Genomic DNA, 24181 nt, shown 5'->3' with positions numbered 1-24181 from the left:
CCTCCTGATCATTAAGTAGGCTTATGAGTTAAGAGCTTTGCTTCGCACCTTGAAACCATTTTCCGATCTTCGTCTTCATGGCCGTGTTCGTCATGTTCAATTGCAGGGGCGTAATCGTGATGAACCCGTCGCGCAGCTTGTAGTAATCCGATTCCTCATCCTCAAAGTTCAGTTCGCTCAAATGATCGGATAGCCAGTAGCACAGGTAGCCTTGCGGGTCGTTCAGTCCGACGTACTGATAGCGCAGCACGTCCATTGCCAATGGCGTCACCGCTACGCCTTTTACCATTTCTTTGGACAAGTACGGCAAGTTGATATTCAGTACCGCTTCCGGGCTGAGCTTGTGCCTGAACAGCGTTTCAAACACTTCGTAGGCCAACGGCTCCACGATCGAAAAGTTCGGGTTCGGCTTCAGCGTGGCGAGCGAGATCGCGACAGAAGGAATCTGGTACATCGCCCCCTCGATCGCAGCCGAGATCGTGCCCGAGTAAAACACGTCCCGCCCGAGATTCGGCCCGCGGTTGATCCCGGAAACAATCACGTCCGGCTTTTCTTTGAGAATCACCTCAATCGCCATTTTGACGCAGTCGGCGGGAGTGCCGTTGACAGCCCACGCTTCCAAGGAAGTATCGAAAAAGTTGACTTTGTTTGCTTTTACTGGTGATTTCAGTGTGATCGCATGGCTGATCGCACTGCGTTCCTGATCCGGGCAGACAATGGATACATTGCCGAACGGCTGCAGGGCTTGCGCCAGACACAGCACGCCGCTGGAGAAAATTCCATCATCATTCACTACGAGAATGTTCAAAATGATACAAACCTCCTATCCAAATGAGACACTGTGGCCTTGTTGCAAAAAGAGCAGGTTTTGCTTGAGTTGGGACAAATTCCGCGCATCGTCGAAGCCTTCTACAACCAGCGGCTTCTCTTCCGCAAGCAAGAGCGGCCAAATCGTCGGCAGGTCAATGTCCCCTGTTCCGAGTGGCACGTGCAGCTTGGTTGCTGTCGCATCGCTCACATGGATTTTGTCGACTCCCTCCAGTTCTCCGAGAAACTGCGGCAGAGAACAGGTCAGGGGCACATGGGCGATATCCAAGGTCGCTGCCGTCGGATAGTTCAGCGCTGCACGCAGCCTGTTCAAATCCCCCGGCGTCACGATCAGTTCTTTTGGCAACGGCTCGATATGCTCGATGGACAGCACTCTTCCCAGACGCACAGCCTCTTGCGCCAGCTCGTTCAGGCTCTCGATGAGCACCGCTTCGTGCCATTCCCGGTTTTTGTGGGTCAAAGTCACTCGTCCCGGATGGATCGTCACGCTTTTCGCTCCGATCTCCCCCGCGAGAGCCAACGACCGCTTGATTTCCTCCACCGATTGTTTGCGAATGCCGCTATTCAGCGAGCACAAGTTCAAATCCCAGCTAGCCGCATGCAAAGTCAGCTTCATGCCGACGCGTTTGGCGGCCTGCTGAATTTCCCGCGGGTTGCTTTTGTGGAACCAGACGTGCTCGGCCCAGACCTCCATCCCGGCAAATCCGTACTGCCTGGCAATCAAAATCGCCGCTTCTACCGGGTAGGACCACATCAATGTCGATGAAACATACAGCATGTCCACCACTCCTTTACCTCTGCCGGGATCGGCACACTGCCAACCGGGTAAGGGTTGCGCGAGCCGTGCCCGTGAAAGTCGCTGCCTCCCGAGCGGATCAGGTGATTCACCTTGGCTTGCCGCTCCCAAAATGCCATCTGTTGCGCGGAATGCTTCGAATAGTACACCTCGATGCCATCGATGCCGTAGGCAAGCAACGCATCCAGCTTCACTTCAAACGAGTAAATACCCGGATGGGCCAAAATCGCAATGCCGCCTACTTCATGAGTAAGCTCAATCGCTTCGCGTGCCGAGAAGGAAGGACGGGGCACATAGGCCGGGCAGCCTTTTCGCAAATACGTCTCGAACGCCGCTTGCGGAGTGGAGCAAAAGCCGCGTGCTGCCAAAACTTCTGCCACATCTGTGCGCACCAGCACGTCGCCTTTTGCCCGGGCTGTGCATTCTTCCATGGTGATCGCCATACCTAAACGATTGCAGCGTTCGACGATTTCGGCGATCCACTCGATCCGCTCCCGTTGGCGCCTGTCCATGACGTGCAGGAGCCGGGCATCCGATATATCGAGGCCGTAACCCAAAATATGCAACTCGTCTTCTGGGCCGTCCGTGTTCCATTCGATTCCCGGTATGAGCTTCAGACCGAGACGTTCGGCCTCATCGCGAGCCAGCAGATATCCATCGACGGTATCATGGTCTGTAATGGCTAGGTGAGTCACTCCCCGCTCGCTTGCCTCGGCAAGCAGCTCTGCGGGAGTGAGCTTCCCGTCAGAAGCGGTGGTGTGCATATGCAAGTCCATCATCTGACCACTCCTCCTGTTCTTTTCCGACTTGTTTGATTTCGTTTGATTTCATTGTAGCTGTCGTTTTTGAAGGGCGTATAAAGCAGGCGACAAGGTTTGATAAAGGCCAGACGCCTGTCCATGCGCCTTTTCGGTCGATCCCCTGCCGGATTGTTGAGGAGGTGTTAACGATTTACAAAGTCTTTACAAAAGCGAAAAGTTCGTGGACAAACGGCGCTGGTGGAGAGGAAAACGAAAAACCCCCACCCGAACTAATGTTCAGGCAGGGGCTTTGTGTTCAAAGAGACAGTCGCTATTTAAACGACATCGTATCCTTGTTCTTCGATTGCTTCCTTGATGGCATCCAGCGTCAGCGTGCTTTCGTTGAAGGAAACCTCTACTGTTTTGGCCGCCAGATTGACTTTGCCTTCTGCTCCCAGCTCTTTCAACGTTTTTTCCACGGTATTCACGCAATGGTTGCAAGACATGCCTTCTACATTCAATGTTACGTTTTTCATTCTCAATCTCTCCTTTGAGTGTATGTGTATAAATGATGCGGACAAAGCCGCTTGTTGCTGTTTGTAAACGACAGATGGCAGATGGCAGCTTACAGCTTCACTCGCTGCAAGCGCAGGGCGTTGAGCACGACGGAGACGGAGCTGAAAGCCATCGCGGCTCCGGCTAACCATGGAGCGAGGAAGCCCAAGGCTGCAAACGGAATACCGAGCGTGTTGTAGGCAAAAGCCCAGAACAGGTTTTGCTTGATGTTGCGAATGGTTCGCTTGCTCATTTCGATGGCGTCAGCGACACTGGTCAGCTCGCCGCGCATCAAGGTAATGTCGGCCGCTTCCATCGCCACATCTGTTCCCGTGCCGATCGCCATGCCGATATCAGCGGTAGCCAGTGCCGGAGCATCGTTGATTCCGTCGCCGACCATAGCCACTTTCTTGCCCTCTGCCTGAAGCTTTTTCACCTCGGCAGCCTTGCCTTCGGGCAGGACTTCGGCGATGACGTGCTCAATTCCTGCCTCGCGAGCAATCGCTTCGGCGGTTTGACGGTTGTCGCCCGTCATCATGATGACCGTCAGCCCCATCGCTTTCAGGCGTTCGATTGCTTGCTTCGAAGTCGGCTTGATCGTATCCGCTACGGCAATCAACCCGGCAAGCTTGCCGTCGATGACCGCGAGCATCGCCGTTTTACCCGCTTGTTCCAGCGAAAGCATCGTGTCTGAAACAGCCTGATACGATATGTGGTGCTGTTCGAGCAGACGGCGGGTCCCGACCAGCACTTCTCTGCTGTCGACGGTTGCCCGAATCCCGAAGCCGGGAATCGCTTCAAACACGCTGGTTTGCCCAAGCGCTATGCCTTTTTCCGCGATCCCGCGAACGATCGCCTGGGCAAGTGGATGCTCGGAGTTTTTCTCGGCCGCGCCTACAAGCGCAAGCAGTTCTGGCTCGGCAAAATCAAGCGAAATCACGTCTGTCAGCTCTGGCTCTCCTTTGGTTACGGTTCCGGTCTTGTCGAGGACAATCGTATCCAAATGGTGCGCCGTCTCCAGATGCTCTCCCCCTTTGAACAAAATGCCCAGTTCCGCTGCGCGGCCAGAGCCAGCCATAATCGAGGTTGGAGTCGCCAGGCCAAGTGCGCACGGGCAAGCGATTACCAGCACGGCGATAGCCTTTTCCAGCGCCTCGGCAAAGTTGCCGGGAATGACGGCGAAATACCAGATGAGAAAAGTCACCACCGCAATTCCGACGACAATCGGAACGAAAATCCCGGAAATGCTGTCTGCGAGTCGTTGGATCGGCGCTTTTGTCCCTTGCGCTTCCTCCACGACTTTGATGATTTGCGCCAGCGCCGTTTCCTTCCCGACTTTGGTCGCTTTTACCTTCAGAAAACCGTTTTTGTTCAAGGTGGCTCCGATGACGGCATCTCCAGCCGCTTTATCTACCGGGATGCTTTCCCCCGTCAGCATGGATTCATCGACCGCAGACTGCCCCTCCAGCACGATGCCATCCACTGGCACCTTGTCGCCTGGCTTCACGTTCACGATATCTCCAGGCCGCACTTCTTCAACAGGGATCGTAATTTCCACACCGTCGCGGACGACTACGGCTGTTTTCGCTTGCAAGCCCATCAGCTTGCGGATTGCTTCCGAAGAGCGTCCCTTCGCCTTGGCTTCAAACAATTTGCCCAGCAAAATCAAGGTAATCAGCACAGCGCTCGTTTCAAAGTAAAGCTCCAGCATGTGGGCGTGTGACCCGATGGACGAGATCGCCACGTACAGACTGTAAAAATAGGCAGCCGAGGTGCCGAGCGCGACCAGCACATCCATGTTCGCGCTCTTGTTGCGAAGCGCTTTGTAGGCCCCTGCGTAAAACTGCGCCCCGATGATGAACTGCACAGGAGTCGCCAAGGCCAGTTGTACCCACGGGTTCATCAGGAAGTCCGGCAACCAGATGAACGAAGTGAAGGAAAAGTGGCTGACCATCGACCAGAGCAGCGGCAGCGACAGCACGAGGGAAATCCAGAACTTTTGCGTTTGCCGCTTGATCTCGGCCATGCGGCGGTCAACCTGCTCCTCTTCTTTGCCCTCTTCCTTGCGCGTTGCCTGGTATCCCAGCTTTTCTACCTGCCGCACAAGATCAGACACGCCCACCTGAGCAGAATCGTATTCGACCGTAGCTGTTTCCATCGCCAGGTTCACGTTTGCCTTCAACACGCCAGGCATTTTGTTCAGACCCTTTTCGATTCGGGTTGAACACGCCGCACAAGTCATGCCTGTAATATTCAGCTCGACTTTGTCGGCGACGACGCCGTAGCCAAGCGCCTCGATCTTCGAGCGTATATCGTCGAGACTCGTTTTGGCCGGATCGAAGACGACTGTCGATTTTTCCAAAGCCAAATTCACATTGGCTGTTTCTACACCATCCAGCTTCTTCAAGCCTTTTTCAATGCGCAGCGCGCAGGCTGCACATGTCATCCCTGAAATCGGAACTGTAGCTTCTGCCGTTTTGGCACTCATACCAATTCCCCCAAATACCCTTAGAGGGTATATTTCATTGTATAGTTCCCCTTACGTTCATTTCTTATCACACTCTCAATATACAATACCCCCACAGGGTATATCAAGTGATTTTTTTTAAATTTTTCTCCTCTGCTTCTTTGGCTTTTCTCGACGCACAAAAAAAGCCCCCGATTTTCATCATCGGGAGCCTGGAATGACTGCTTATTTTCCTGCGTTCACTTCTTTTTGGTAGGCAGCAGCTACTTTTGCCGCTACTTCCGCATTGTGTCTTACGAGAGCGATATTCGTTTGCAAGCTTTTGCCTGCTGTCAGTTGTTTCACTTTGTCGAGCAGGAACGGTGTTACTTTTTTGCCTGCGATGTTGTTTTCCTTCGCTTCTTTGAGCGCCTGCAAAATTACGCCTTCGATTTGCTTGTGGTCAAGCGCGTCTGCTTCCGGTACCGGGTTGGCGATGATCAAGCCGCCAGTCAGACCGAGCTTCCATTTGGTGTTCATCAAAGTGCCGACTTCTTCTGGCGTATCCAGACGGAAGTCTACGCCAAATCCGCTTTCGCGAGCGAAGAAGGACGGGAACTCGGCAGTGCGGTAGCCGACCACCGGCACGCCTTGCGTCTCCAAGTATTCCAGCGTGCGTCCGATATCCAGGATCGATTTTGCGCCAGCGCATACAACCGCAACGCTTGTTTGCGCCAGCTCAGTCAAGTCAGCAGATACGTCCCACGTAATTTCGCCATCGCGGTGTACCCCGCCGATACCGCCAGTCGCAAACATGCGGATGCCAGCCAGATCGGCTGCGATCATGGTTGCCGCTACTGTCGTCGCACCGATTTTGCCGCTTGCGAGGATGTAAGGGAAGTCGCGGCGGCTCACTTTTTCCACCGATTTGTTGGTCGCGAACTCTTCCAGCTCGCTCTCGGTCAAACCGATTTTGATTTTGCCGTCCATGATTCCGATTGTCGCTGGCACTGCGCCATTGTCGCGGATGATTTGCTCTACTTCTTTTGCCATTTCGATGTTTTGCGGGTATGGCATCCCGTGGGAGATAATCGTAGTCTCCAGGGCAACTACTGGCAAGTTGTTCTCCAGCGCGTGGCGTACTTCCTCAGTAAAGGTCAGGTATTGTTTCATCTTTTATCGCTCCTTTTCGTATTGTCCAACGGTCAATTGCAGTTGTTCCGCTTTGAGCAAGGGAGAAACGGACTGCTCTGTCTGCAAAGTCAGAGCAGATGCTGCCAAACCGAGACGGCAAGCAGCCTGGAACGACTCCCCGTTCACGATGCCGTACAACAGGCCGGACGCAAACGCATCGCCTGCCCCTGTTACATCAACTACCTCAGTCGGATACGGCGCCATCTGCTCCGATACGTCCTCCGACTGATAAAAAATTCCTGCTTCGCCCATGGTGACGATGACGTGCTTGACGCCTCTCTCCCTGATTTTCTTGCACGCTTCGGCGCAATCCTCGATAGAGTTGATCGTCATGCCGGAAAGCAGCTCCGCTTCCTCCCGATTGGGCAGGATCGCTTCGACTCCGTCCAATTGCTGTGGGAGCTTTTTCGCTTTTGCAGAAGAGACCGGGTCAACAAAGAGTCGGATGTTTTCCTCCCGGCAACGGCTAATGATGTAGGCCAAGCAATCCTCCGGTATGTTCGTATCGATAAAAATCGCGTGGGCTGCTGCAATGTGCGACCATTTCTCGGCAAACATCTCCGGTGTGAGCGCGTCGTAAATATCCATGTTCGCCAAAGAAACGACCATTTCCCCATCGATATCGAGCAATGCGGTATACGTGCCTGTGCGCTGCGTAGGCAAGCGCCACACCTGGCTGATATCTACTCCGTGCTTTTTCGTCTCCTGCACGATCCACTCGCCTTCCTTATCTTCACCGATGCTGGTGAACAAGGATGTATTGCATCCCAGTCGTCCAAGATTCTCCGCGATATTGCGGGCAACCCCGCCACACGATTCCATGATCGTAACCGGATTGGAGGAATGCAGACGCACGGCTTGCTTTCCACGCGCTTTTCGGTCGAGGTTCGCTCCACCGATGCAAGCGATCATGCCTTCGTCCCGCAATACGTACGCTCTGCCTTTAATCTCGCCGCGCTTGGTCAACTGAGCGATATACCCCGCTACAGCCGACCGCGAAATCCCGATCAAGTCAGCCAGCTCTTGCTGGGAAATGAACGGATTTTGCCGGATGTGATGAAGGATCAACATATCTTTCTCCACGGTCATCCTCCTTTCTTCTGATTAGCATTCACAGCTTCGTTTACAAACAAAAGTCTATCACAAAAACATTTGTTTTGCAAAGGATGATTTTATCCCCCTCTATTTGACAAACGGATGCGACTTCATGTAAAGTTATCTTAAATTCAAGATATCGAAAATTCGTTGGAAAGGAGGGTTTTTCATGGATCGCAATGATTCCCTCGATCTTTTTGTCGTATTATCGAGATCATATAACTGGGTCACTGCCCACTCCAATCGGCACATCCGCCTGCACGGACTGAATCCTACCGAGTTTGGCGTCCTGGAAGTTCTCTATCATAAGGGCCCGCAGCCATTGCAGCAAATTGGCGAAAAGATCCTGATCTCCAGTGGAAATATCACCTACGTTGTGGACAAGCTAGAAAAGAAGCAACTGTTGATTCGCAAACCCTGTTCGGCCGACCGCCGGGTCATTTACGCCGAGCTGACGGAAAAAGGCCATGCGTTTCTGGCAGACATTTTTCCTTCTCATCAAGAGGCGATTGAAAAAGCGGTCGCGGGACTTACCCCCGAAGAACAACAGCAAGCGATTGCTTTGTTAAAAAAGTTGGGACGTGCTGCTCAGGAGAATTATTAGACTGGGCAGCACCCACCGAGGGTAAAAAAGGTGTTGACAAAACCTTCAACACGTAATAATCTTAAAATCAAGATTTACACATTAAAAGTTATCTGCTTACAAAAAGAAAGGGGAATATTTTTCTCATGAGCAAAGTACTTTTCATTAAAGCAAATGATCGCCCAGTTGAGCAGGCAGTAAGCGTAAAGCTGTACGAGGCTTTCGTAAAATCTTATAAAGAAACGCATCCAAACGACGAGATCGCCGAGCTGGACCTGTTCGCAGAAAACCTTCCTTACTACGGAAACGACCTGCTCACTGCCATGTTCAAAGCTGGACGCGGCATGGAGCTGACTGCTGAAGAACAAAAAGGCGCTGAACTGGTGAGCAAATATTTGAACCAATTCACTGATGCAGAAAAAGTAGTTATCGCATTCCCTATGTGGAATTTCACCGTTCCTGCTGTTCTGCACACCTACGTTGATTACCTGTCGCAAGCAGGCAAAACGTTCAAATATACAGCGGAAGGCCCTGTTGGACTGATGGGCGACAAAAAAGTAGCTCTCCTGAGCGCACGCGGCGGCGTATACTCCGAAGGCCCAATGGCTGAAATCGAGCTGGCTAACCGCTACGTTCGCACGGTGCTTGGCTTCTGGGGCATCAGCAATGTGACAGAAGTGATCGTAGAAGGTCACAACCAATTCCCGGACAAAGCAGAAGCAATCGTAGCAGCAGGCATCGAAAAAGCAGCAAAACTGGCGGAATCCTTCTAAGGCCCGCCAGCCTTTCTTGTCCTAATATCTCAAATTTGAAATACTATAATTTAAAATAATTAAGGAGAGATGAAAAATGATGGATCTTGGATTGTTGATTATTCGCTTGGTGATTGGGTTGTCGTTTGCAGGTCACGGTGCGCAAAAGCTGTTTGGCTGGTTCGGTGGCTACGGTTTGAAAGGCACAGGCGGCTGGCTGGAGTCCATCGGGGTCAAACCTGGTGTTGCCATGGCCCTGCTTGCCGGATTGGCTGAACTGGTCGGCGGCTTGCTGTTTGCAGCAGGTGTCGGTACATGGGTCGGCGCTCTCCTCATTGTCTTCACAATGTTGGTTGCGATTGTGAAGGTTCACGGTCAAAATGGATATTGGGTAACGCAAAACGGCTACGAGTACAACCTGACTTTGATCGCTGTCGCTATCGGTGTCGCTTTGATCGGTCCAGGAGCATACGTTTTGTTTTAAGCAACACTCGCTAAGCCCGTAAGCCAGCATTCCACCAAGGGAGGACACAGCAGATGGAAATCCGCGTCTATACACAGAATGAACAAGCAAAAGGACACTTTGGCGACGGTGAAATCGTAGAAAACAAACCGATTGGCTTCCCCCACGAAGGTTCCGTCGTAAAACGGGTTGGCCCGCTTTTTTACTGGGCATGGGCAAAATCACTGCAAACGTTTGAAATTCCTCTTCACCCGCATTCCGGCTTTGAAATTTTGTCCTATGTTTTGAAAGGTACAGTGGGTCATCGGGATACGCTGGGCAATTTGCAGCAAGTGACAACAGGCGGCGCTCAGATCATGCAAACAGGATCAGGAGCTTACCACGCCGAAGAATTGGGCAAAGATACGGAAATGTTCCAAATCTGGTTTGAGCCGCACCTGGCAAAAACTACAAAGACTCCGCCGACTTACAACCAGTATGATCACGAAGAGTTTCCAAGCGAAACGACGGATGGCGTATCGGTGAAAAGCATCATTGGTTCTCAAGCTCCCATTTCGCTCGTGACCGACTCTTCAATGAAAGACATTGCCATTCCGGCAGGCAAAGCTTTTTCGCTGGAGCTTCCGGCTGGCTACGCTCACGCTGTCGTCGTCGTGGAAGGCAGCGGGAACATTTTGGGTAGTGAACAGTCAGCAACTGCGAACACAGGCGACTTTGTCGTCGTTTCAACCGAAGCAGCGGAAACCATCACCTATCAGGCAAAAGACGATGCTCCCCTGCGCTTGGTGCTGATCCAGGTGCCGCTCGAAGTCGACTATCCGCTTTACCGCAAATAATTTCTTGTATCCAAACTGCAAACAAAAACCGCCCTTATGCATGAATATAGCCATAGCTTCACAAAGACCGTCACCTGCTCGTGGCGGTCTTTATTTTTTGTACATGAACGAAAGCGGCCCCGCCTGGCCTGGCTACAGCGGAGCCTTTTTTGCTGGGAAAACGCTCAAAAAATCTTCTCTTCCTCCAGCATCATTTTTTGTTCAAAAGGAGCCGTCAACACAATCAGCGTATAAGAGTAACCGAAATCTCCGGTGCGTTCCGAAAAAGCTACCAACTCCTCCGTAGAACGGGTGACGACCTTCAGCATGTAGTTGTACTCCCCGCTGATCCGGTACATGTCGGTCACTTCAGGCGCCTGCTTGCAAAAGTCGATAAAAGCGGCGCACTGCTTGGTGCGGAACATGACAAAAGCAGTCGTGTGCTTGCCCAGCTTCTCCTGCGAGATCGCCGCGTGATAGCCGGTGATCACGCCTTGTTCTTCCAGACGGCGCACCCTCTCCTTGACCGCTGGCTGCGTCATCCCGATGATTCGCCCCATCTCCGCCAACGGTATCCGCGAATTTTCATGCAACAGGCTAATGATTTTGTAATCGACCTGATCCACTTTTATCACCCTTTCGATTTCATAAGCGCTAACCTGCAAATAACTTGCTTCTATATAGAAATACAAGAGAAACACCTTGGTTCATGCATGTAAATTATAAAAATTGTTTCGTAAAATGTCACTACCGAGATGCTCACTGACCAGCGCGCGGTCAGGCGGCATGAAAAGCTTGTTTTTCCAAGGAGTGAAGCCGCTTTGTCCAGACGTACACTGATTTTGTTGCTGGCACTGGGAGAATTTATGGTGGGCACCGCCGAATCGATCGTAACAGGCATCATCGGCATGATCGCAAATGATACCCACGTCTCCGTCTCCCTGGCTGGCCAGCTTGTTACAGCCTTTTCCCTGGCTTTTGCTTTCGGTTCACCGATTTTGATTGCGCTCACGGCAAAAATGGAGCGCAAAAAGCTCATCCTCTGGGCGCTTTTTGTGTTCATCCTGACGAATTTGCTCGCTTTCGTCAGCCCTGGGTTCTCCCTGCTGTTGTTCTCGCGTATTTTGCTCGGGCTTTGCGGCGGCATTTACACGGTGGTTGCTCTCGCGCAAGCCGCCAATATGGCCTCCCCCGAGAAAAAGGGCAGCTCCATTGCCATCATTCTCATGGGCTTTAGCCTCTCGCTTGTGCTCGGCGTTCCGGCTGGCACGATGCTCGGCGAACTGTGGGGCTGGCGGTCTGTATTCGCCCTGATCGGCGTCCTGACCATCATTCCGTTCGCAGCCATTCTTGCCTTTTTGCCAAAAGAACAAGGCGAGGCAGCCATCCCCTTGCGCCAGCAGCTGGCAGCGTTACGCAACCGCCGCGTGATTCACGCCCTGCTCCTCTCTTTGTTCTTCGTCACAGGGTACTCGACGGTTTACACGTACATCACCCCGCTCTTGCAGAGCACGACCGCCATGTCTACCGCCTGGGTAAGCGCTACGCTGTTCATGGCTGGTCTCGCCAGTGTCGCGGGTTCGCGAATCGGCGGTGTCGCCACTGACAAATGGGGCGTCCGTCGCACCTTGTACATCAGCCTGGTAGTGCATGCGCTCGTCCTGTTGTTTTTGCCCTTGTCCACCATGCTGTTCGCAGGCGCGATTGTGGCAGTCATGTTCTGGGTGGCTGCGGTTCAGACGACTGTCCCTGCCCAGCAGTATTACCTGATTACTTTGTCTCCGCACTCGTCCCAAGTCGCGCTCAGCATCAACACCTCGGTTTTTCAACTGGGGCTGGCACTTGGCGCAGGGCTGGGCGGATTGATCGTCAACCATGCGGCGATTGTGCATGTGAGCTGGGTTGGCGGCTTGCTCGTGCTCGCAGGGCTGGGCTTTGCCGTCGCATCCTTTTCTCAGCCAAAAGAAAGCGGAACAGTAACAATCGCTTCCGCCAAAAGGTAAAGCAAGCACAGACACAAGCAAACCCGTCCAGGCATCGACGCCCGGGCGGGTTTGTTTTTTACCGCTGTTATTCTCCTACAACTCTTAAACTATACGAGAGCCGGCTCATGCGCAAGCATCGTGCCTTCCTGCGCGTACCGCACATGCCAGGAGAACGCTTTTTCCAATACGTGCGGAGTATGCCCGCCGCGTGTGAGCGCTTCTTCATAATACGCTCTCAATTGATCCCGATAGAGCGGATGGGCGCAGTTCTCGATGATTTTCAAGGCGCGCTCTCTTGGAGCCAGGCCGCGCAAATCAGCCAGTCCTTGTTCCGTGACGATAATATCGACATCGTGCTCGGTGTGATCCACATGAGACGCAAACGGAACGATGCTGGAAATTTTCCCGCCTTTGGCAATCGACTTGGTGACGAAAATGCCAAGACGAGAGTTGCGGGCGAAGTCGCCGGAGCCGCCGATGCCGTTCATCATTTTGCTGCCGGATACATTCGTGGAATTGACGTTGCCGTAAATATCCACCTCAATCGCCGTGTTGATCGCAATCAGTCCGAGACGGCGGATGATTTCCGGATGGTTAGTAATTTCCTGCGGACGCAGCAACAGCTTGTCGCGGTATTGGGCAAAATGACGCGTGACGTGCTCCATTTTTTCGGCAGTCAGCGTGATCGAACAGCCGGAAGCAAACGAGATTTTTCCCGCATCGATCAAGTCAAATACCGCATCCTGCAATACTTCCGAATAAACAGTCAGGTCGGTGAACTCCGAGTCCAAAAAGCCGTTGAACACCGCGTTGGCTACAGACCCGATGCCCGATTGCAGCGGCGCGAGATTTTTCGGCAAACGGGAAGCTTTCACTTCCTCGCGCAAAAACGCAATCAGATGGGCGGCGATCTGAGCTGTCTCCTCATCCGGCTCCACAATCGTCGATGGCGAGTCGAGCTGGTTCGTCAACACGATGCCTTTGATTTTATCCATATCGACCACAATTCCCGCTGTGCCGATTCGCTGATCGACTGCTGTAAGCGGGATCGGCTCGCGCTCTCCCTGTTTCCCTGGTGTGTAGATGTCGTGAATGCCTTCCAGTTCAGCAGACTGAGCCAGATTCAGCTCAACGATGACATGCTTCGCATAATCGACGAAGATGTTCGAATTGCCGACGGATGTGGCCGGAATGATCATACCATCCTCCGTAATTGCAACCGCTTCCACAATCGCGTAATCAATGGCGGCCATTGCTCCCTGACGAATCAGCTCTGCCGTGTGGGACAGATGCTGGTCGACAAACATCATGCTGCCGTCATTGATTTTTTTGCGCATCACGGGATCGGCCTGAAAAGGCAAGCGTTTGCTGACGATTCCCGCTTCCGCCATCACGGCATCCACATCGGAACCGAGCGATGCGCCTGTATATACGTTCACTCCAAAAGGTTTGTTTTCTCTTTTGACCAGCTCGGCCAATGCGAGCGGCACGACTTTGGCATCCCCTGCACGAGTGAAGCCACTTAACCCGATCGTCATGCCATCCTCGATCCAACTCGCTGCTTCCTCAGCTGTCACGATTTTATCTGCCATTCGTTTATCGCGTAAGCGCTCCCACATCATTGTGACCCCCTATGCCATCTTTTCTTGCTCCTACACTAGCACAAGGAATCTGAGCGGGCACTCAATTTTCAACAAAGCAGAATATTTGAGCAGATAATTAGAAAAAAAGACAGCGAACCATTCTCAGCGAAACGACGTTGTTCCTTGTTAAAAGCCGAGCAGTTGCCGGAACGCACTGGCATACGTCTGACTCACGGGCACTCTCGTCTTCTGCTTGTCCTTCATCTCCAGCAAAAACGTCGAGTGAAAATGCGGATGGATGAAGCCAATCGCCTCCATGTTCACAAAATACGAGCGATGGCAACGCACGAACCGCTCCGGCGGAAGCATGTATTCCAGCTCGGACATGCTGTACTTGTTCGCGTACGATCCAGTGGCCGCATGCAACAGCGTCTTGCCTTCATTCGAGCTGATATACACAATCTCATGCAACGGAATCGGCAGCCAGCCATCTTCCCCTTTTCCAATCAAAAACGACAGCCGCGGCTGCGGATTGGCAAGCGGAACGCTTTGCAAAGGGTAGATGGCGGTGATACAGCCCATGACCTCTCCACTTTTGAACAACGGAAGCGACAAACCGTAGTACGGCACTCCAAAAATCCGGCTTTCTACCTGATGCCCTACTTTGCCTCTTTCCATCAATGCCTTGTGAGTCGCTGAGCCAACCGGAACCTGATCGCCCGGTGCAATTTTCAAGTCTATGTTTGAGCTAGGCTGATAATACAAATATTGCGTTCCATCCGATATGGCAATGGACACTTCTTCTGGCACAGCTTGACCGATCATTTGCAGCATCTCTGGAACAAATGTGTTCTCCATGCTGAATCCCCCTGCTCCTCTTCTCGCTTTTTCCTTCTCCTTCTATTAAACCACACTTCCCGCCTGGCAGATCAATCCTTGTCTTTCCTTTGCAGACAAGGGAATCCATCCATCGCCGGACAGCCGTTGTGCTATCATTAGTAGCAACAGTTTTCCCAGAAAAGGCGGTGCACCATGGATCACACCATTGTCTTGATTGCAAAAGGAACCGATACGCTCGCTTTTTTGCTGAAAGAGCTGCGGGCGTACTTCGAACCGTATTGCAAGGTCATCGGTTATGCCAGCCACGAGCCAATCCCGGACCTCTCCGGGGTATCACACGTCTTCATCACGACAAGGGCACCCGAGTTGTATACGATCGCCCGTCAGGCTGTACCCGAGACGGTGCCGATTACCGTCCTCAACCGTTTCTTTGAATTGCGCAAAATCAAGGCGCTCATGCAAATTCCGCCCGGAACGACCGTACCTGTCATGAACAACTCGCCCGTCACCGCGCAAGAAGTCATTCAAAACTTGCGGGAAGCCAACATCGATCACTTGCACTACGTTCCGTTCCACCCCGGCTGTACGTTCGAAGAGGCGGAATTTCAGTATGCGATCATCATGAGCATTCCCGACGTTCCGCTGCCGCCTCATGTGGAAATCATCGACCTCGGCTTCCGCAAAATCAGCATCCACGATCTGATCGATACTGGGCGCAAGGTAGGGGTTCCGATTGAATGGGAGCGGCAATATCTCTCCGCTTTTATCGCCGAAATGTCCGAGTTGGCCAAAATGCTCGGAACTTCCTATGCGGAGGTGCAGAAGCTGAACAGTCAGCTGCAATCTACGTTTCAAGCTGTAAAAGACCCGGTCATCGCCTGCAATGAAGCTGGCTTGATCACGTTTATTAACGATGCGGCCGTCGAACTGTTCTGTCCACTCGAAACAGCGATCATCGGCAAACCGTATACCACGCTGAAAGAGTCAAGCCAGCTCGCCCCCTTTTTCAAGCAGGAGGGCCAGGAAGACACGCTCATTGCCATCGAGCAGAGACAATTCATTGTCCGCAGCCACAGCATTCGCAGAGGCCACGAGCAGCTTGGCTTCGTCTGCACGTTAAAAGACGTGACCGAGATTCAGCGCCTGCGCACGCAGCTCACTTTGCGCGGGCACACGGCTACTTATTCTTTTGCGGATATAAAAGGAGACAGCCAACCGCTGCTACACGCCATCGAGCTAAGCAAAAAAATGGCGAAAAACAACCAGACGATCTTGCTGACGGGGGAAAACGGCACGGGAAAAGAGTTGTTTGCCCACGCCATTCACCAGCATTCCTTGCAAAAAAACGGCCCTTTTGTCGCCATCAACTGCGCGTCGCTGCCGGAAAACTTGCTGGAAAGCGAGCTGTTCGGCTACGATGATGGAGCTTTTACGGGGGCGCGAAAAGGCGGCAAGCCAGGTCTGTTCGAACAGGCAGATGGCGGGACGATTTTCCTCGACGAGGTTGGCGATATCTCCCCAGCGATCCAGGTCAAGCTGCTTCGCGTCCTTCAGGAAAAGCAAGTGATTCGCGTCGGCGGCACAGGCATTTTGTCCGTAGACTGCCGGGTGATCGCGGCAACCAACCGCAATCTGGAGGATGCCGTCAAAGAAGGGGCGTTTCGCGAAGACTTGTTTTACCGCCTCGCCGTCTTGCCAATCGAGATTCCGGCGTTGCGGGAACGGATCAGTGACATCCCGCTGCTGATTGACGATCACCTCAAGCAGCAAGGCATTCGCAAAAGCTGGTCGCCGGAAGTGATGGAGCTTTTGCTTGCCCATGATTGGAGGGGAAATATTCGGGAGCTGAAAAACGTGGTGGACTACGCCATTACGGTAAGCGAGCATCCTGTCATTGGCGTATCCGATCTCCCCAAGAGGCTGACCGAGCGTATTTTTCAAAAGCAATCACTGGCTGCCGTCGTGCCGCTTGACGATGAACGAAATCTCGATATTTTAATCGCCCTGTATCAATATTACCTCTCCAACAAACCAGTAGGGCGCTACCAACTGGCGCATTCCCCCGCTCTGCAAGCGAACGGCTGGACGGAAAGCGCGCTGCGCAACCGCTTGAAACAGCTGGAGCAGCTAGGCTTGGTGCGCTCTGGAACAACACGTCAAGGAACCTTGATAACGCGAGACGGCATCGAGGTGCTGAGGAAGCATGGGAAAATCTAGGGAAAGATTTTTGAATATTAGGATGTATTAGGTCGAATAAATCCTAATAAACATTCCTAAAGAGTGCGTTTTCTATTGGAGGAGCACCTTCTTCGTCCGATGAAAACGCCTTTTTTCGTGAATTTTCGACACTTGGCATGCCACTTGCTTATAAAAAGCCAAAAAAAGCGAGGTGACCTCATGGCTACACAACATCCTTCTCCTCAAGCAACGCCAGCCAAGAAACGTTTTTCGGTCCCACACACTTATGCCATTCTCTTTATCATCATTATTTTGGCAGCGCTTGCTTCTTACGTGCTCCCTACTGGCGAGTTCGAACGCGTCAAGGACGCAGCCTCGGGTAAAACGATTGTCGTGAACGGCAGCTACCACCCTGTCGAAAGCAGTCCTGTCGGATTTTTTGACATGTTCAAAGCGATTCCGGAGGGCATGCAAAAAGGCTCGCAAATCATCTTCTACATCTTCATCGTCAGCGGCGTTTTCGGAATCATCCGTCAAACGGGCGCGATTGAGGCGGGCATCAACAAAGGCGTCCGCTATCTGGAGGGCAGGGAAAAGCTCCTGATCCCCGCTTCCATGTTCCTCTTCTCCATCGGGGGCTTCACGATGGGGATGGCGGAAGAAAGCATCATTTTCGTCCCGATCGGGATTGCGCTCGCCCGGGCAATGGGCTTCGATGCGGTAACGGGTACGGCCATGATCACGATGGGCGCGGCTGCCGGGTTCATGGGCGGTATGCTCAACCCGTTCACGGTAGGGGTAGCACAATCTCTGGCGCAACTGCCGCTCTTCTCCGGCTTGACTTTCCGCGCCGTAGTTTACGTTTTCGTCCTCGGCTTTGCCATCTGGTACGTCATGCGCTATGCCTACCGTGTCAAAGCTGACCCGACCCAAAGCGTGATTTACTCGATCGAAAAACAGGAAAGCACCGATCAGGTCGCTGTCGAGATTCCAGACCTCAACGGACGCCACAAGCTTGTCTTTTTGGTGATGGTCTGTGGGCTGTCCTTCAACGTCTACGGCGTGTTCGAGTACGAATGGTTCCTGACTGAACTGACGGCTTCGTTTTTAATCATGGGTCTGGTTGCCGGGCTTGTCGGCGGCCTGAATGTAGACAAGCTGTTTGACTCCTTTGTCGCTGGCGCCAAAGCCGTTACCTTCGGCGCCCTGATCGTCGGCTTTGCCCGGGCGATCACCGTCGTGCTGGAAGAAGGAAAAATTATCGATACGATGATTTACGCCCTGACTTCCGCCATCGGCCATTTGCCGGATGCGATCAACGTACTGGCTATGTTCCTGATTCAAGCGGTGCTCAACCTGTTCATTTCGTCCGGAAGCGGCCAGGCTGCGACAACGATGCCGATCATGGTGCCGATTGCAGACCTGCTTGGCATTCAGCGCCAGATCGCCGTTCTTGCGTTCCAGTACGGTGATGCGGTGACCAACTCGATCATCCCGACTTCTTCGGCACTGATGGGCTACTTGGCTGTCGCAGGCATCCCGTACGAGAAATGGGTCAAATTCATCTGGAAGCTGCTGTTGGGCTGGGCACTCATCGCCGCTGTCGCTCTGATCGTTGCTGTCACCATCGGCGTTTCCTAGACACGATTTTTGCCAATTGACTGGCTGGGCCATGACGTGGCGCAGCCCCGGTCGTAAACCTATGGAGGAACCATGCGCACAACTATCGAACAATTGCAGCCCGCCATTTTTTCTCTGTATGAGCACTTGCACCAACATCCTGAGGTTAGCTGGCAGGAAGTCGAGACGACCGCTTATATCGCCCGCTTTTTGCAAGAGCACCATTGCCGGGTCACTACTTTTGACGATGTGACAGGCGTAGTAGCTGAGTGGGGAAACTTGACCCCGGGCGGATTGACGGTCGGCGTGCGGGCTGACATGGACGCTCTCTGGCAAGAAGTAAACGGCGTCTTCCAGGCCAACCACTCTTGCGGGCACGATGCCCACATGACGATGGTGCTGGGAGTGCTCATGGTCTTGCAGGCGCAAAATATTCAGCTTCCCGGACGTCTCAAGCTGATTTTCCAGCCGGCTGAGGAAAGCGGAAACGGCGCTCTGGCTATGGTCAAAAAGCAAGTTGTCGACGATATCGACTACTTGTACGGCGTCCACCTCCGGCCGATTCAGGAGATTGGGCAAGGTACGGCTGCCTCGGCGATTATGCACGGCGCGGCAGGCACCATTTTTGGACAAATCAAGGGAGACGATGCCCACGGAGCGCGTCCGCATCTCGGGGTCAATGCCATCGAGGTCGCAGCCGCCATCGTCGAGCAGCTCAAAGGCATTCATCTCGATCCGCTCATCCCGTATTCCGTGAAAATGACGCAGCTTTCTGCGGGCAGCAAGAGCAGCAATATCATTCCCGGCTCCGCCCAGTTCCATCTGGATTTGCGCGCGCAGACGAACCCTGTCATCGACGCGCTCTTTTCCCGAGTCGAACACATTTTGCAACATGTAGCCCGGCTTTATGAGGTAGACTTGTCTTATGACATCACCGAGCGGGTGTACGCGGCCGAAGTCCATGAGGAAGCTCGGCAAATCATGGCTGATGCGATTGTCCAGACGCTTGGCGCAGACAAGCTGGAAGCGCCGATCCAGACGCCGGGCGCGGAAGACTTCCACTACTACACCAAAGAACGGCCTCATCTACGCGCAACCATGCTGGGGCTGGGCTGCGGCCTGGCACCCGGATTGCACCATCCGCAAATGACTTTTGCAAAAGAATCGCTGCTGGATGGCATCGAAATTTTGGCCCGAACGGTACTCACCACGTTTGAGCGGCATGCAGGCAAGTAATCTCGCCTGCAACCCGCCTTCGCTCATCCGAATACATGTCTGAGGAGAGATGGTCATGAAAATCGAACGCGTCGATCTGCAAAGAATCAAAATTCCCCTGACTGCCCCGTTTGTCACCAGCATGGGGCTGGAAACTCACAAGGAATGTATTCTCGTCCGCGCCTACAGCGGCAATCACGTAGGCTTTGGCGAGAGCGTCGCGATGGATGTTCCGGTTTACAACGAAGAAGATGTCGACACCGTCTGGTACATGCTTGAAAAGTACCTGATTCCCCAACTGTTTACCCGCGACATCGAGCATCCTGATCAAGTTTCGGAAATCTTCTCCTGGATGCGCCGCAACCAGATGGCCAAATCCGCTCTGGAAGGCGCTGTCTGGGACTTGTACGCCAAAATGAACGGGCTGTCCCTCTCCCAGGCGCTTGGCGGCACACGCACGACAATCGATGTCGGCGTCAGCATCGGAATCGAGCCAACCATCGAAAAATTGCTGGAACGAGTCGACGGCTTTATCCGCGACGGGTACAAAAAAATCAAGGTGAAAATCAAGCCGGGCTTTGACGTAGAGCCGATGCGCGCCATCCGTCACACCTTTGGCCCTGACGTCCCGCTGATGGCTGATGCCAACTCGGCTTACACGCTCGCAGACATCGACATGTTGAAACAGCTCGACGAGTTTGGCCTGATCATGATTGAGCAGCCTTTGGGACACGACGACATCATCGACCATGCGACATTGCAACGCGAGCTGAAAACGCCTATTTGCCTCGACGAGTCGATCCACACCGTCGAGGATGCCCGCAAAGCGATTGAACTCGGCAGCTGCCGCATCATCAACATCAAGATCGGACGCGTCGGCGGCCTGACAGATGCGAAGAAGCTCCATGACTTGTGTGCGGCAAAAGGCGTTCCGGTCTGGTGCGGCGGCATGCAGGAAGTCGGGATTGGCCGCGCCCACAACATCGCCATCGCTTCGCTGTCCAACTTCACCATCCCGGGCGACACGTCGCCATCTCACCGCTACTTTACAGAGGATGTCGTTACGCCGATGATCGATTTTGCTTCGCCGGGCGTTCTCTCCGTCCCTACCGGAGCAGGCATAGGTTTCACGATTAATGAAGCCGCCATTCTCCGGTCGCTGGTGGAGCATAAGAGCTACTACGCGAATCAAGAGTCCACGACGACCGTCATTCCGGGCTGGTAATGCATTGATGAAAATGAAAACAGGGACGCCACAGCGGCTTCCCTGTTTTTTCGTTATCGAGCGCTTTTAGTCCATAATCGTCAACAGCTTGCACAGGTTGCGCTCGGCGCCTGCCCTGTCTTCTGCCGGCAATTTTTTCAGCAAGTCCAGCGCAGCGTACGGCAGCTTTAGCGCGTGAGGGTCGCTATACGTCTTCTCCCAATACGCCGGCGCGAAAATCTCGGCAAAAGCTGGCTCTTTTACTTCATCCTCCAGCACAAACTCCGGTCGCTGACGGTCGAGATAGGTTTGAATCCGATGATTGGCGATTCCCGCCTTGACCATCTCTCCGTAGCCGAAACGCTCCAACTCAGTCAAAGCCTGGGCATGCGTCACGCTGTGGACGACCTCGCCTGCAAAGTGATAGCGCTGCCCATCAATCACCCGCCCAGGGATGACTGTATGTAGCTCGTCAAACGTCCTGACCGCCATCTCGTCGGTCGTGTCGTATGGCGCCACTTCCGAAGCCACGTCCTCCGTCCTGATCGCAAAATAGTTGGCGATGCCCCAATAGCGGGTTGGTCTGTCTTCTTTTGTCCTTTTCAGCAATTCAACCAGCCCGCTGACAATGCTCGGACGGATCAGATCGGGACGTTCCTTGAGCGCTTTCAATGCCAGCACGCCCAATGCCAAACCATGTCCGGAGGTGCGCAGCTGCTGCGTATTTTGCTTGAGTCTGTAAATGACGCTGTCCAGCAAGGCGGGATCAGCTTCTTCTTCCTGGTCCAACGGGGCGAACCATTCCGGCTTCAATTTCCGGAAAGCTTCACAGGTTCGCTCAATCCCCTCTATTACGTGACGAGGCAAATCATGCTCCTGATTCATGTAGTAGCCTGCCAGCAATGCCGCACCGTAATGACCCTCGAACCATCCTTCTTGCGCCGCGCGCGCCATTCCCACCAAGCCTAGCTCCAAATACGAATCGAGTAACCGCATGTAACATCCTCCTTTTACCAATTGGATCTTGCATTTATAATATAACATATATTTTAGTTTGTTAAGTGTAAAAATAAAAATGACTCCATCTCGCGGAGTCATTTGCTTCTCATCATTATTGTTCATCCAGACGGAAATCGACTTCGTCAGTCGCTGGACGGTAGTCCACGATCAGTCCTTTTCCGTTCATATACCACAACTCGTCTTGTTCCATATAAAAAGTAATGCCATCTATTACGGTAGACAGTCCGATTTCGTTCGGCAGTTCTTTGGCGATCCCCATGGAAAAGGAATCCTGAACCGTGCTTACCCCTCCATATCGGACAAAAAAGCGAATGCTGTCGCCCTCTTGGCAGCCCCACTCTTCTTTAAACCACGCTACAGCTGCTTCCGTTACCGTCATCTTCATCAAACGCCACTCCTCTCTTCCCTTGTAGTTTACCTTACTTTCTAAATATGTAAAGCAAAAAAGTATACTATCAGCACTTTATCCTTGTCTGCAAAAGAAAAACCGATTCCCTTGAAGTGGAAATCGGTTCTGCCTCTGTTCCTCTGTTTACTTTACTGGAAGTGTAACCAAAAAGCTGGTTCCTATGCCTTCCTCGCTGCTCACGTGAATTTTGCCATGGTGGGCGTCCACAATCCATTTGGCGATGGACAGGCCCAATCCCGTGCCTTCTGTGGAGCGGGAGCGCATTTTGTCCACGCGGAAGAAACGGTCGAACAAATACGGAATGTTTTCTTTGGAAATGCCGATTCCGCTGTCTTTTACCAGGATGGCGACGCGGTTCCCGTCTTTTTTGCAAGAAACGTAAATGCTGCCGCCTTTGTTTGTGTACTTGAGGGCGTTGTCCAGCAAAATGACCAGCAACTGATGCAGACGCTCTTCATCTCCGGCAATTTCCAGCGGCCCTTCGATGTTCGTCTCCAGGCTGATTTCTTTTACGATCGCAAGCTGGGTAAACACCTGTGTGCATTTTTGCACGACCTCGTCCAGACGGATGCGTTTGCTCATGATTTGCAGCTCGTTGGAATCGCTGCGAGCCAAGGTCAGCAAATCAGCCACCAGCTTGCTCAGCCGCTTCGCCTCCTGCATGCCAATCATGATTTTCTCGCTTTCCTGCTCTATCGTATGGTCCGGGTGGCGAAACAGGCGCTCCAGATTGACCATGATCGCGGTCAACGGAGTGCGCAGCTCATGCGAGGCATCGGCGATGAACTGCTGCTGCTTTTCCCACGAAACCTGGATCGGAATAAGCGCGCGCCTTGCCAAAAACCAGCCCGCCACGATGGCAATGACGACGCTGACAGCACCACCGATCACGACGACGTACAACAAGCTGCTCAGCATGTTTTGCTCAGGTGCGAGATTGTAGATCAATTGAAACTGATAGGCGATTTGCACTCGATCGCCCACGACGACTTTTTTGGGCACAGTTACTGTCTGTACCCGATACATCTGGCCTCTGATGGATACCGTCTCAGTCCCGTCTGGTTTGTCGATGTGCAGAAACTCGGGGAAATCCTCCGGCTCCAGCCGATCTCCAAAGGCTGTTCCCATCACTTGACCAAAGCTGTCCCAGACGAGCAACGTGTACCTGCGCTCCAGGTCGATATACTTTTTTCGCTCCATCCGGTTGTACGGAAAAGATTCATCGTCCATTCGCTGCAAGCGAGGCAAGGGATCTACGGTAAGACGCTGACTCACTTTTTCCAGTTCGCGGTCTACTTGCGAGTAAAGCCGATACTTCATCGTGTAGTAAACAGCGCCTCCTAGCAGGTTGAGCAGCAGAAATACCACGATGACATTCAGTGTCACCAGGCGAATCCGCGTTTTTCGAAACATTAACGTTCTTCCTTTTTCAAAATATAGCCCACGTTGCGGATCGTGCGGATAAAGCTTTCGTACGCTCCCAGCTTTTTGCGCAAATAGTGGACGTACAAATCAACTACCCCGTAATTCGCTTCTGAGTCAATTCCCCATACACGGTCAAAAATTTGCTGACGCGTCAAGATTTGCTCCCGATTTTGCAGAAAATACTTGAGCAGTTCGTACTCCTTGGTCGTCAGCTTCATCGGCTCATCATCCACGAAACCGTCGTATTCATTTACTTTTAAAGAAATGGGACCGTATGTCATTTCGCCTTCCGTACCCGTCTTCCCATTGCGGCGCAGCAAAGCTCTCGCTCTCGCTGTCAGCTCTTCCGCAGCAAACGGCTTGACCAGATAATCGTCAGCTCCTGCATCCAGTCCTTCCACTCTTGCCTTGACGCTGTCCTTTGCTGTCAGGAAC

General features: G+C 52.8%; 23 protein-coding genes (1 of these 23 cut by a window edge). 9 read left to right on the top strand and 14 right to left on the bottom strand.

The window, feature by feature from the left end; translation table 11 throughout:
* Positions 1-28: 28 nt before the first annotated feature.
* The 7 genes from surE to HP435_RS02370 form a co-directional block, all read right to left on the bottom strand.
* Complete coding sequence (gene surE / locus HP435_RS02400; protein WP_122966676.1) at positions 29-808, bottom strand: 5'/3'-nucleotidase SurE; 780 nt, start codon at positions 806-808, stop codon at positions 29-31.
* Between the two features lie 15 nt (positions 809-823).
* On the bottom strand, positions 824-1606 hold the full coding sequence (locus tag HP435_RS02395) for a sugar phosphate isomerase/epimerase family protein (protein WP_122966677.1): 783 nt from the start codon (positions 1604-1606) through the stop codon (positions 824-826).
* Complete coding sequence (locus HP435_RS02390; protein WP_122966678.1) at positions 1582-2403, bottom strand: PHP domain-containing protein; 822 nt, start codon at positions 2401-2403, stop codon at positions 1582-1584. Before HP435_RS02390 ends, HP435_RS02395 begins: the two co-directional genes overlap by 25 nt.
* 296 nt (positions 2404-2699) lie before the next feature.
* Positions 2700-2900 (bottom strand): copper ion binding protein, encoded by a 201-nt coding sequence (locus HP435_RS02385; protein ID WP_063229343.1) that lies wholly within the window; start codon positions 2898-2900, stop codon positions 2700-2702.
* Positions 2901-2989: 89 nt separating this feature from the next.
* Complete coding sequence (locus tag HP435_RS02380; RefSeq protein ID WP_173599968.1) at positions 2990-5407, bottom strand: heavy metal translocating P-type ATPase; 2418 nt, start codon at positions 5405-5407, stop codon at positions 2990-2992.
* A gap of 204 nt (positions 5408-5611) precedes the next feature.
* On the bottom strand, positions 5612-6538 hold the full coding sequence (locus HP435_RS02375) for a pseudouridine-5'-phosphate glycosidase (protein WP_122966680.1): 927 nt from the start codon (positions 6536-6538) through the stop codon (positions 5612-5614).
* 3 nt (positions 6539-6541) lie between these two features.
* Positions 6542-7642, bottom strand: coding sequence for a carbohydrate kinase (locus HP435_RS02370; RefSeq protein WP_173599967.1), 1101 nt, complete (start codon positions 7640-7642; stop codon positions 6542-6544).
* Between the two features lie 181 nt (positions 7643-7823).
* On the opposite strand from HP435_RS02370, the gene HP435_RS02365 reads away from it, so the two are divergent.
* From HP435_RS02365 to HP435_RS02350, 4 genes are all read left to right on the top strand, one after another.
* Positions 7824-8258 carry a MarR family winged helix-turn-helix transcriptional regulator gene (locus tag HP435_RS02365; RefSeq protein WP_122966682.1) on the top strand — a complete coding sequence of 145 codons (435 nt, stop codon included), beginning with the start codon at positions 7824-7826 and terminating at the stop codon, positions 8256-8258.
* Positions 8259-8383: 125 nt separating this feature from the next.
* Positions 8384-9010, top strand: coding sequence for an FMN-dependent NADH-azoreductase (locus tag HP435_RS02360; protein WP_122966683.1), 627 nt, complete (start codon positions 8384-8386; stop codon positions 9008-9010).
* A 76-nt stretch (positions 9011-9086) separates the two neighbouring features.
* Positions 9087-9473: a DoxX family protein gene (locus tag HP435_RS02355; protein ID WP_122966684.1), complete on the top strand. Its 387-nt coding sequence runs from the start codon at positions 9087-9089 to the stop codon at positions 9471-9473.
* Positions 9474-9526: 53 nt separating this feature from the next.
* Positions 9527-10288 carry a pirin family protein gene (locus HP435_RS02350; protein ID WP_173599966.1) on the top strand — a complete coding sequence of 254 codons (762 nt, stop codon included), beginning with the start codon at positions 9527-9529 and terminating at the stop codon, positions 10286-10288.
* A gap of 164 nt (positions 10289-10452) precedes the next feature.
* Here the strand turns inward: HP435_RS02350 and HP435_RS02345 are convergent, their stop codons facing one another.
* Positions 10453-10893 carry an Lrp/AsnC family transcriptional regulator gene (locus tag HP435_RS02345; RefSeq protein WP_167470392.1) on the bottom strand — a complete coding sequence of 147 codons (441 nt, stop codon included), beginning with the start codon at positions 10891-10893 and terminating at the stop codon, positions 10453-10455.
* Positions 10894-11088: 195 nt separating this feature from the next.
* On the opposite strand from HP435_RS02345, the gene HP435_RS02340 reads away from it, so the two are divergent.
* A complete protein-coding gene (locus tag HP435_RS02340; RefSeq protein WP_173599965.1) occupies positions 11089-12270 on the top strand; it encodes an MFS transporter in 1182 nt (393 codons plus the stop codon).
* A gap of 89 nt (positions 12271-12359) precedes the next feature.
* Here HP435_RS02340 and HP435_RS02335 read toward each other — a convergent pair whose 3' ends face one another.
* Positions 12360-13871, bottom strand: a complete 1512-nt coding sequence (locus HP435_RS02335) for a succinyl-CoA:acetate CoA-transferase ScpC (RefSeq protein ID WP_122966687.1) — start codon at positions 13869-13871, stop codon at positions 12360-12362.
* Between the two features lie 150 nt (positions 13872-14021).
* Entirely contained in the window at positions 14022-14693 is a 672-nt protein-coding gene (locus tag HP435_RS02330; protein ID WP_122966688.1) for a LytTR family DNA-binding domain-containing protein, read from the bottom strand.
* Positions 14694-14867: 174 nt separating this feature from the next.
* On the opposite strand from HP435_RS02330, the gene HP435_RS02325 reads away from it, so the two are divergent.
* From HP435_RS02325 to menC, 4 genes are all read left to right on the top strand, one after another.
* Positions 14868-16892 carry a sigma-54 interaction domain-containing protein gene (locus tag HP435_RS02325; protein ID WP_122966689.1) on the top strand — a complete coding sequence of 675 codons (2025 nt, stop codon included), beginning with the start codon at positions 14868-14870 and terminating at the stop codon, positions 16890-16892.
* A gap of 180 nt (positions 16893-17072) precedes the next feature.
* Positions 17073-18494 carry a YfcC family protein gene (locus HP435_RS02320; RefSeq protein WP_122966703.1) on the top strand — a complete coding sequence of 474 codons (1422 nt, stop codon included), beginning with the start codon at positions 17073-17075 and terminating at the stop codon, positions 18492-18494.
* A 72-nt stretch (positions 18495-18566) separates the two neighbouring features.
* Positions 18567-19709, top strand: a complete 1143-nt coding sequence (locus HP435_RS02315) for a M20 peptidase aminoacylase family protein (RefSeq protein WP_122966690.1) — start codon at positions 18567-18569, stop codon at positions 19707-19709.
* Positions 19710-19764: 55 nt separating this feature from the next.
* Complete coding sequence (gene menC / locus HP435_RS02310) at positions 19765-20913, top strand: o-succinylbenzoate synthase (RefSeq protein WP_173597945.1); 1149 nt, start codon at positions 19765-19767, stop codon at positions 20911-20913.
* A 66-nt stretch (positions 20914-20979) separates the two neighbouring features.
* Here the strand turns inward: menC and HP435_RS02305 are convergent, their stop codons facing one another.
* The 4 genes from HP435_RS02305 to HP435_RS02290 form a co-directional block, all read right to left on the bottom strand.
* Positions 20980-21888, bottom strand: a complete 909-nt coding sequence (locus HP435_RS02305; protein WP_173599964.1) for a hypothetical protein — start codon at positions 21886-21888, stop codon at positions 20980-20982.
* A 115-nt stretch (positions 21889-22003) separates the two neighbouring features.
* The gene (locus HP435_RS02300) at positions 22004-22297 is read right to left on the bottom strand and encodes a HesB/YadR/YfhF family protein (RefSeq protein WP_173597943.1); all 294 of its coding nucleotides are present in this window, start codon (positions 22295-22297) and stop codon (positions 22004-22006) included.
* A gap of 147 nt (positions 22298-22444) precedes the next feature.
* Entirely contained in the window at positions 22445-23734 is a 1290-nt protein-coding gene (locus tag HP435_RS02295) for a sensor histidine kinase (protein WP_122966694.1), read from the bottom strand.
* Positions 23734-24181, bottom strand: the 3' portion of a protein-coding gene (locus HP435_RS02290; RefSeq protein ID WP_122966695.1) for a response regulator transcription factor. It continues 227 nt past the right edge of the window; the window shows 448 of its 675 coding nt (coding positions 228-675); the start codon falls outside the window, past its right edge — the gene reads right to left on this strand; it ends in the stop codon at positions 23734-23736. Before HP435_RS02290 ends, HP435_RS02295 begins: the two co-directional genes overlap by 1 nt.

Origin of the sequence: Brevibacillus sp. HD3.3A (assembly GCF_013284375.2) — a bacterium.
GTDB classification, from domain to species: domain Bacteria; phylum Bacillota; class Bacilli; order Brevibacillales; family Brevibacillaceae; genus Brevibacillus; species Brevibacillus parabrevis.
The sequence above is the reverse complement of the archived record's forward strand: the minus strand, read 5'-3'. Positions and strand labels throughout refer to the sequence as shown.

Bases quoted from the DNA above. Each gene is read 5' to 3' on its own strand.
- HP435_RS02325 (WP_122966689.1), top strand. From the start codon at position 14,868: ATGGATCACACCATTGTCTTGATTGCAAAAGGAACCGATACGCTCGCT.
- HP435_RS02295 (WP_122966694.1), bottom strand. From the start codon at position 23,734: ATGTTTCGAAAAACGCGGATTCGCCTGGTGACACTGAATGTCATCGTG.
- menC (WP_173597945.1), top strand. From the start codon at position 19,765: ATGAAAATCGAACGCGTCGATCTGCAAAGAATCAAAATTCCCCTGACT.
- HP435_RS02375 (WP_122966680.1), bottom strand. From the start codon at position 6,538: ATGAAACAATACCTGACCTTTACTGAGGAAGTACGCCACGCGCTGGAG.
- HP435_RS02315 (WP_122966690.1), top strand. From the start codon at position 18,567: ATGCGCACAACTATCGAACAATTGCAGCCCGCCATTTTTTCTCTGTAT.
- HP435_RS02365 (WP_122966682.1), top strand. From the start codon at position 7,824: ATGGATCGCAATGATTCCCTCGATCTTTTTGTCGTATTATCGAGATCA.
- HP435_RS02305 (WP_173599964.1), bottom strand. From the start codon at position 21,888: ATGCGGTTACTCGATTCGTATTTGGAGCTAGGCTTGGTGGGAATGGCG.
- HP435_RS02395 (WP_122966677.1), bottom strand. From the start codon at position 1,606: ATGCTGTATGTTTCATCGACATTGATGTGGTCCTACCCGGTAGAAGCG.
- HP435_RS02350 (WP_173599966.1), top strand. From the start codon at position 9,527: ATGGAAATCCGCGTCTATACACAGAATGAACAAGCAAAAGGACACTTT.
- HP435_RS02330 (WP_122966688.1), bottom strand. From the start codon at position 14,693: ATGGAGAACACATTTGTTCCAGAGATGCTGCAAATGATCGGTCAAGCT.
- HP435_RS02300 (WP_173597943.1), bottom strand. From the start codon at position 22,297: ATGAAGATGACGGTAACGGAAGCAGCTGTAGCGTGGTTTAAAGAAGAG.
- HP435_RS02335 (WP_122966687.1), bottom strand. From the start codon at position 13,871: ATGTGGGAGCGCTTACGCGATAAACGAATGGCAGATAAAATCGTGACA.
- HP435_RS02360 (WP_122966683.1), top strand. From the start codon at position 8,384: ATGAGCAAAGTACTTTTCATTAAAGCAAATGATCGCCCAGTTGAGCAG.
- HP435_RS02320 (WP_122966703.1), top strand. From the start codon at position 17,073: ATGGCTACACAACATCCTTCTCCTCAAGCAACGCCAGCCAAGAAACGT.
- HP435_RS02390 (WP_122966678.1), bottom strand. From the start codon at position 2,403: ATGATGGACTTGCATATGCACACCACCGCTTCTGACGGGAAGCTCACT.
- HP435_RS02380 (WP_173599968.1), bottom strand. From the start codon at position 5,407: ATGAGTGCCAAAACGGCAGAAGCTACAGTTCCGATTTCAGGGATGACA.
- HP435_RS02355 (WP_122966684.1), top strand. From the start codon at position 9,087: ATGATGGATCTTGGATTGTTGATTATTCGCTTGGTGATTGGGTTGTCG.
- HP435_RS02385 (WP_063229343.1), bottom strand. From the start codon at position 2,900: ATGAAAAACGTAACATTGAATGTAGAAGGCATGTCTTGCAACCATTGC.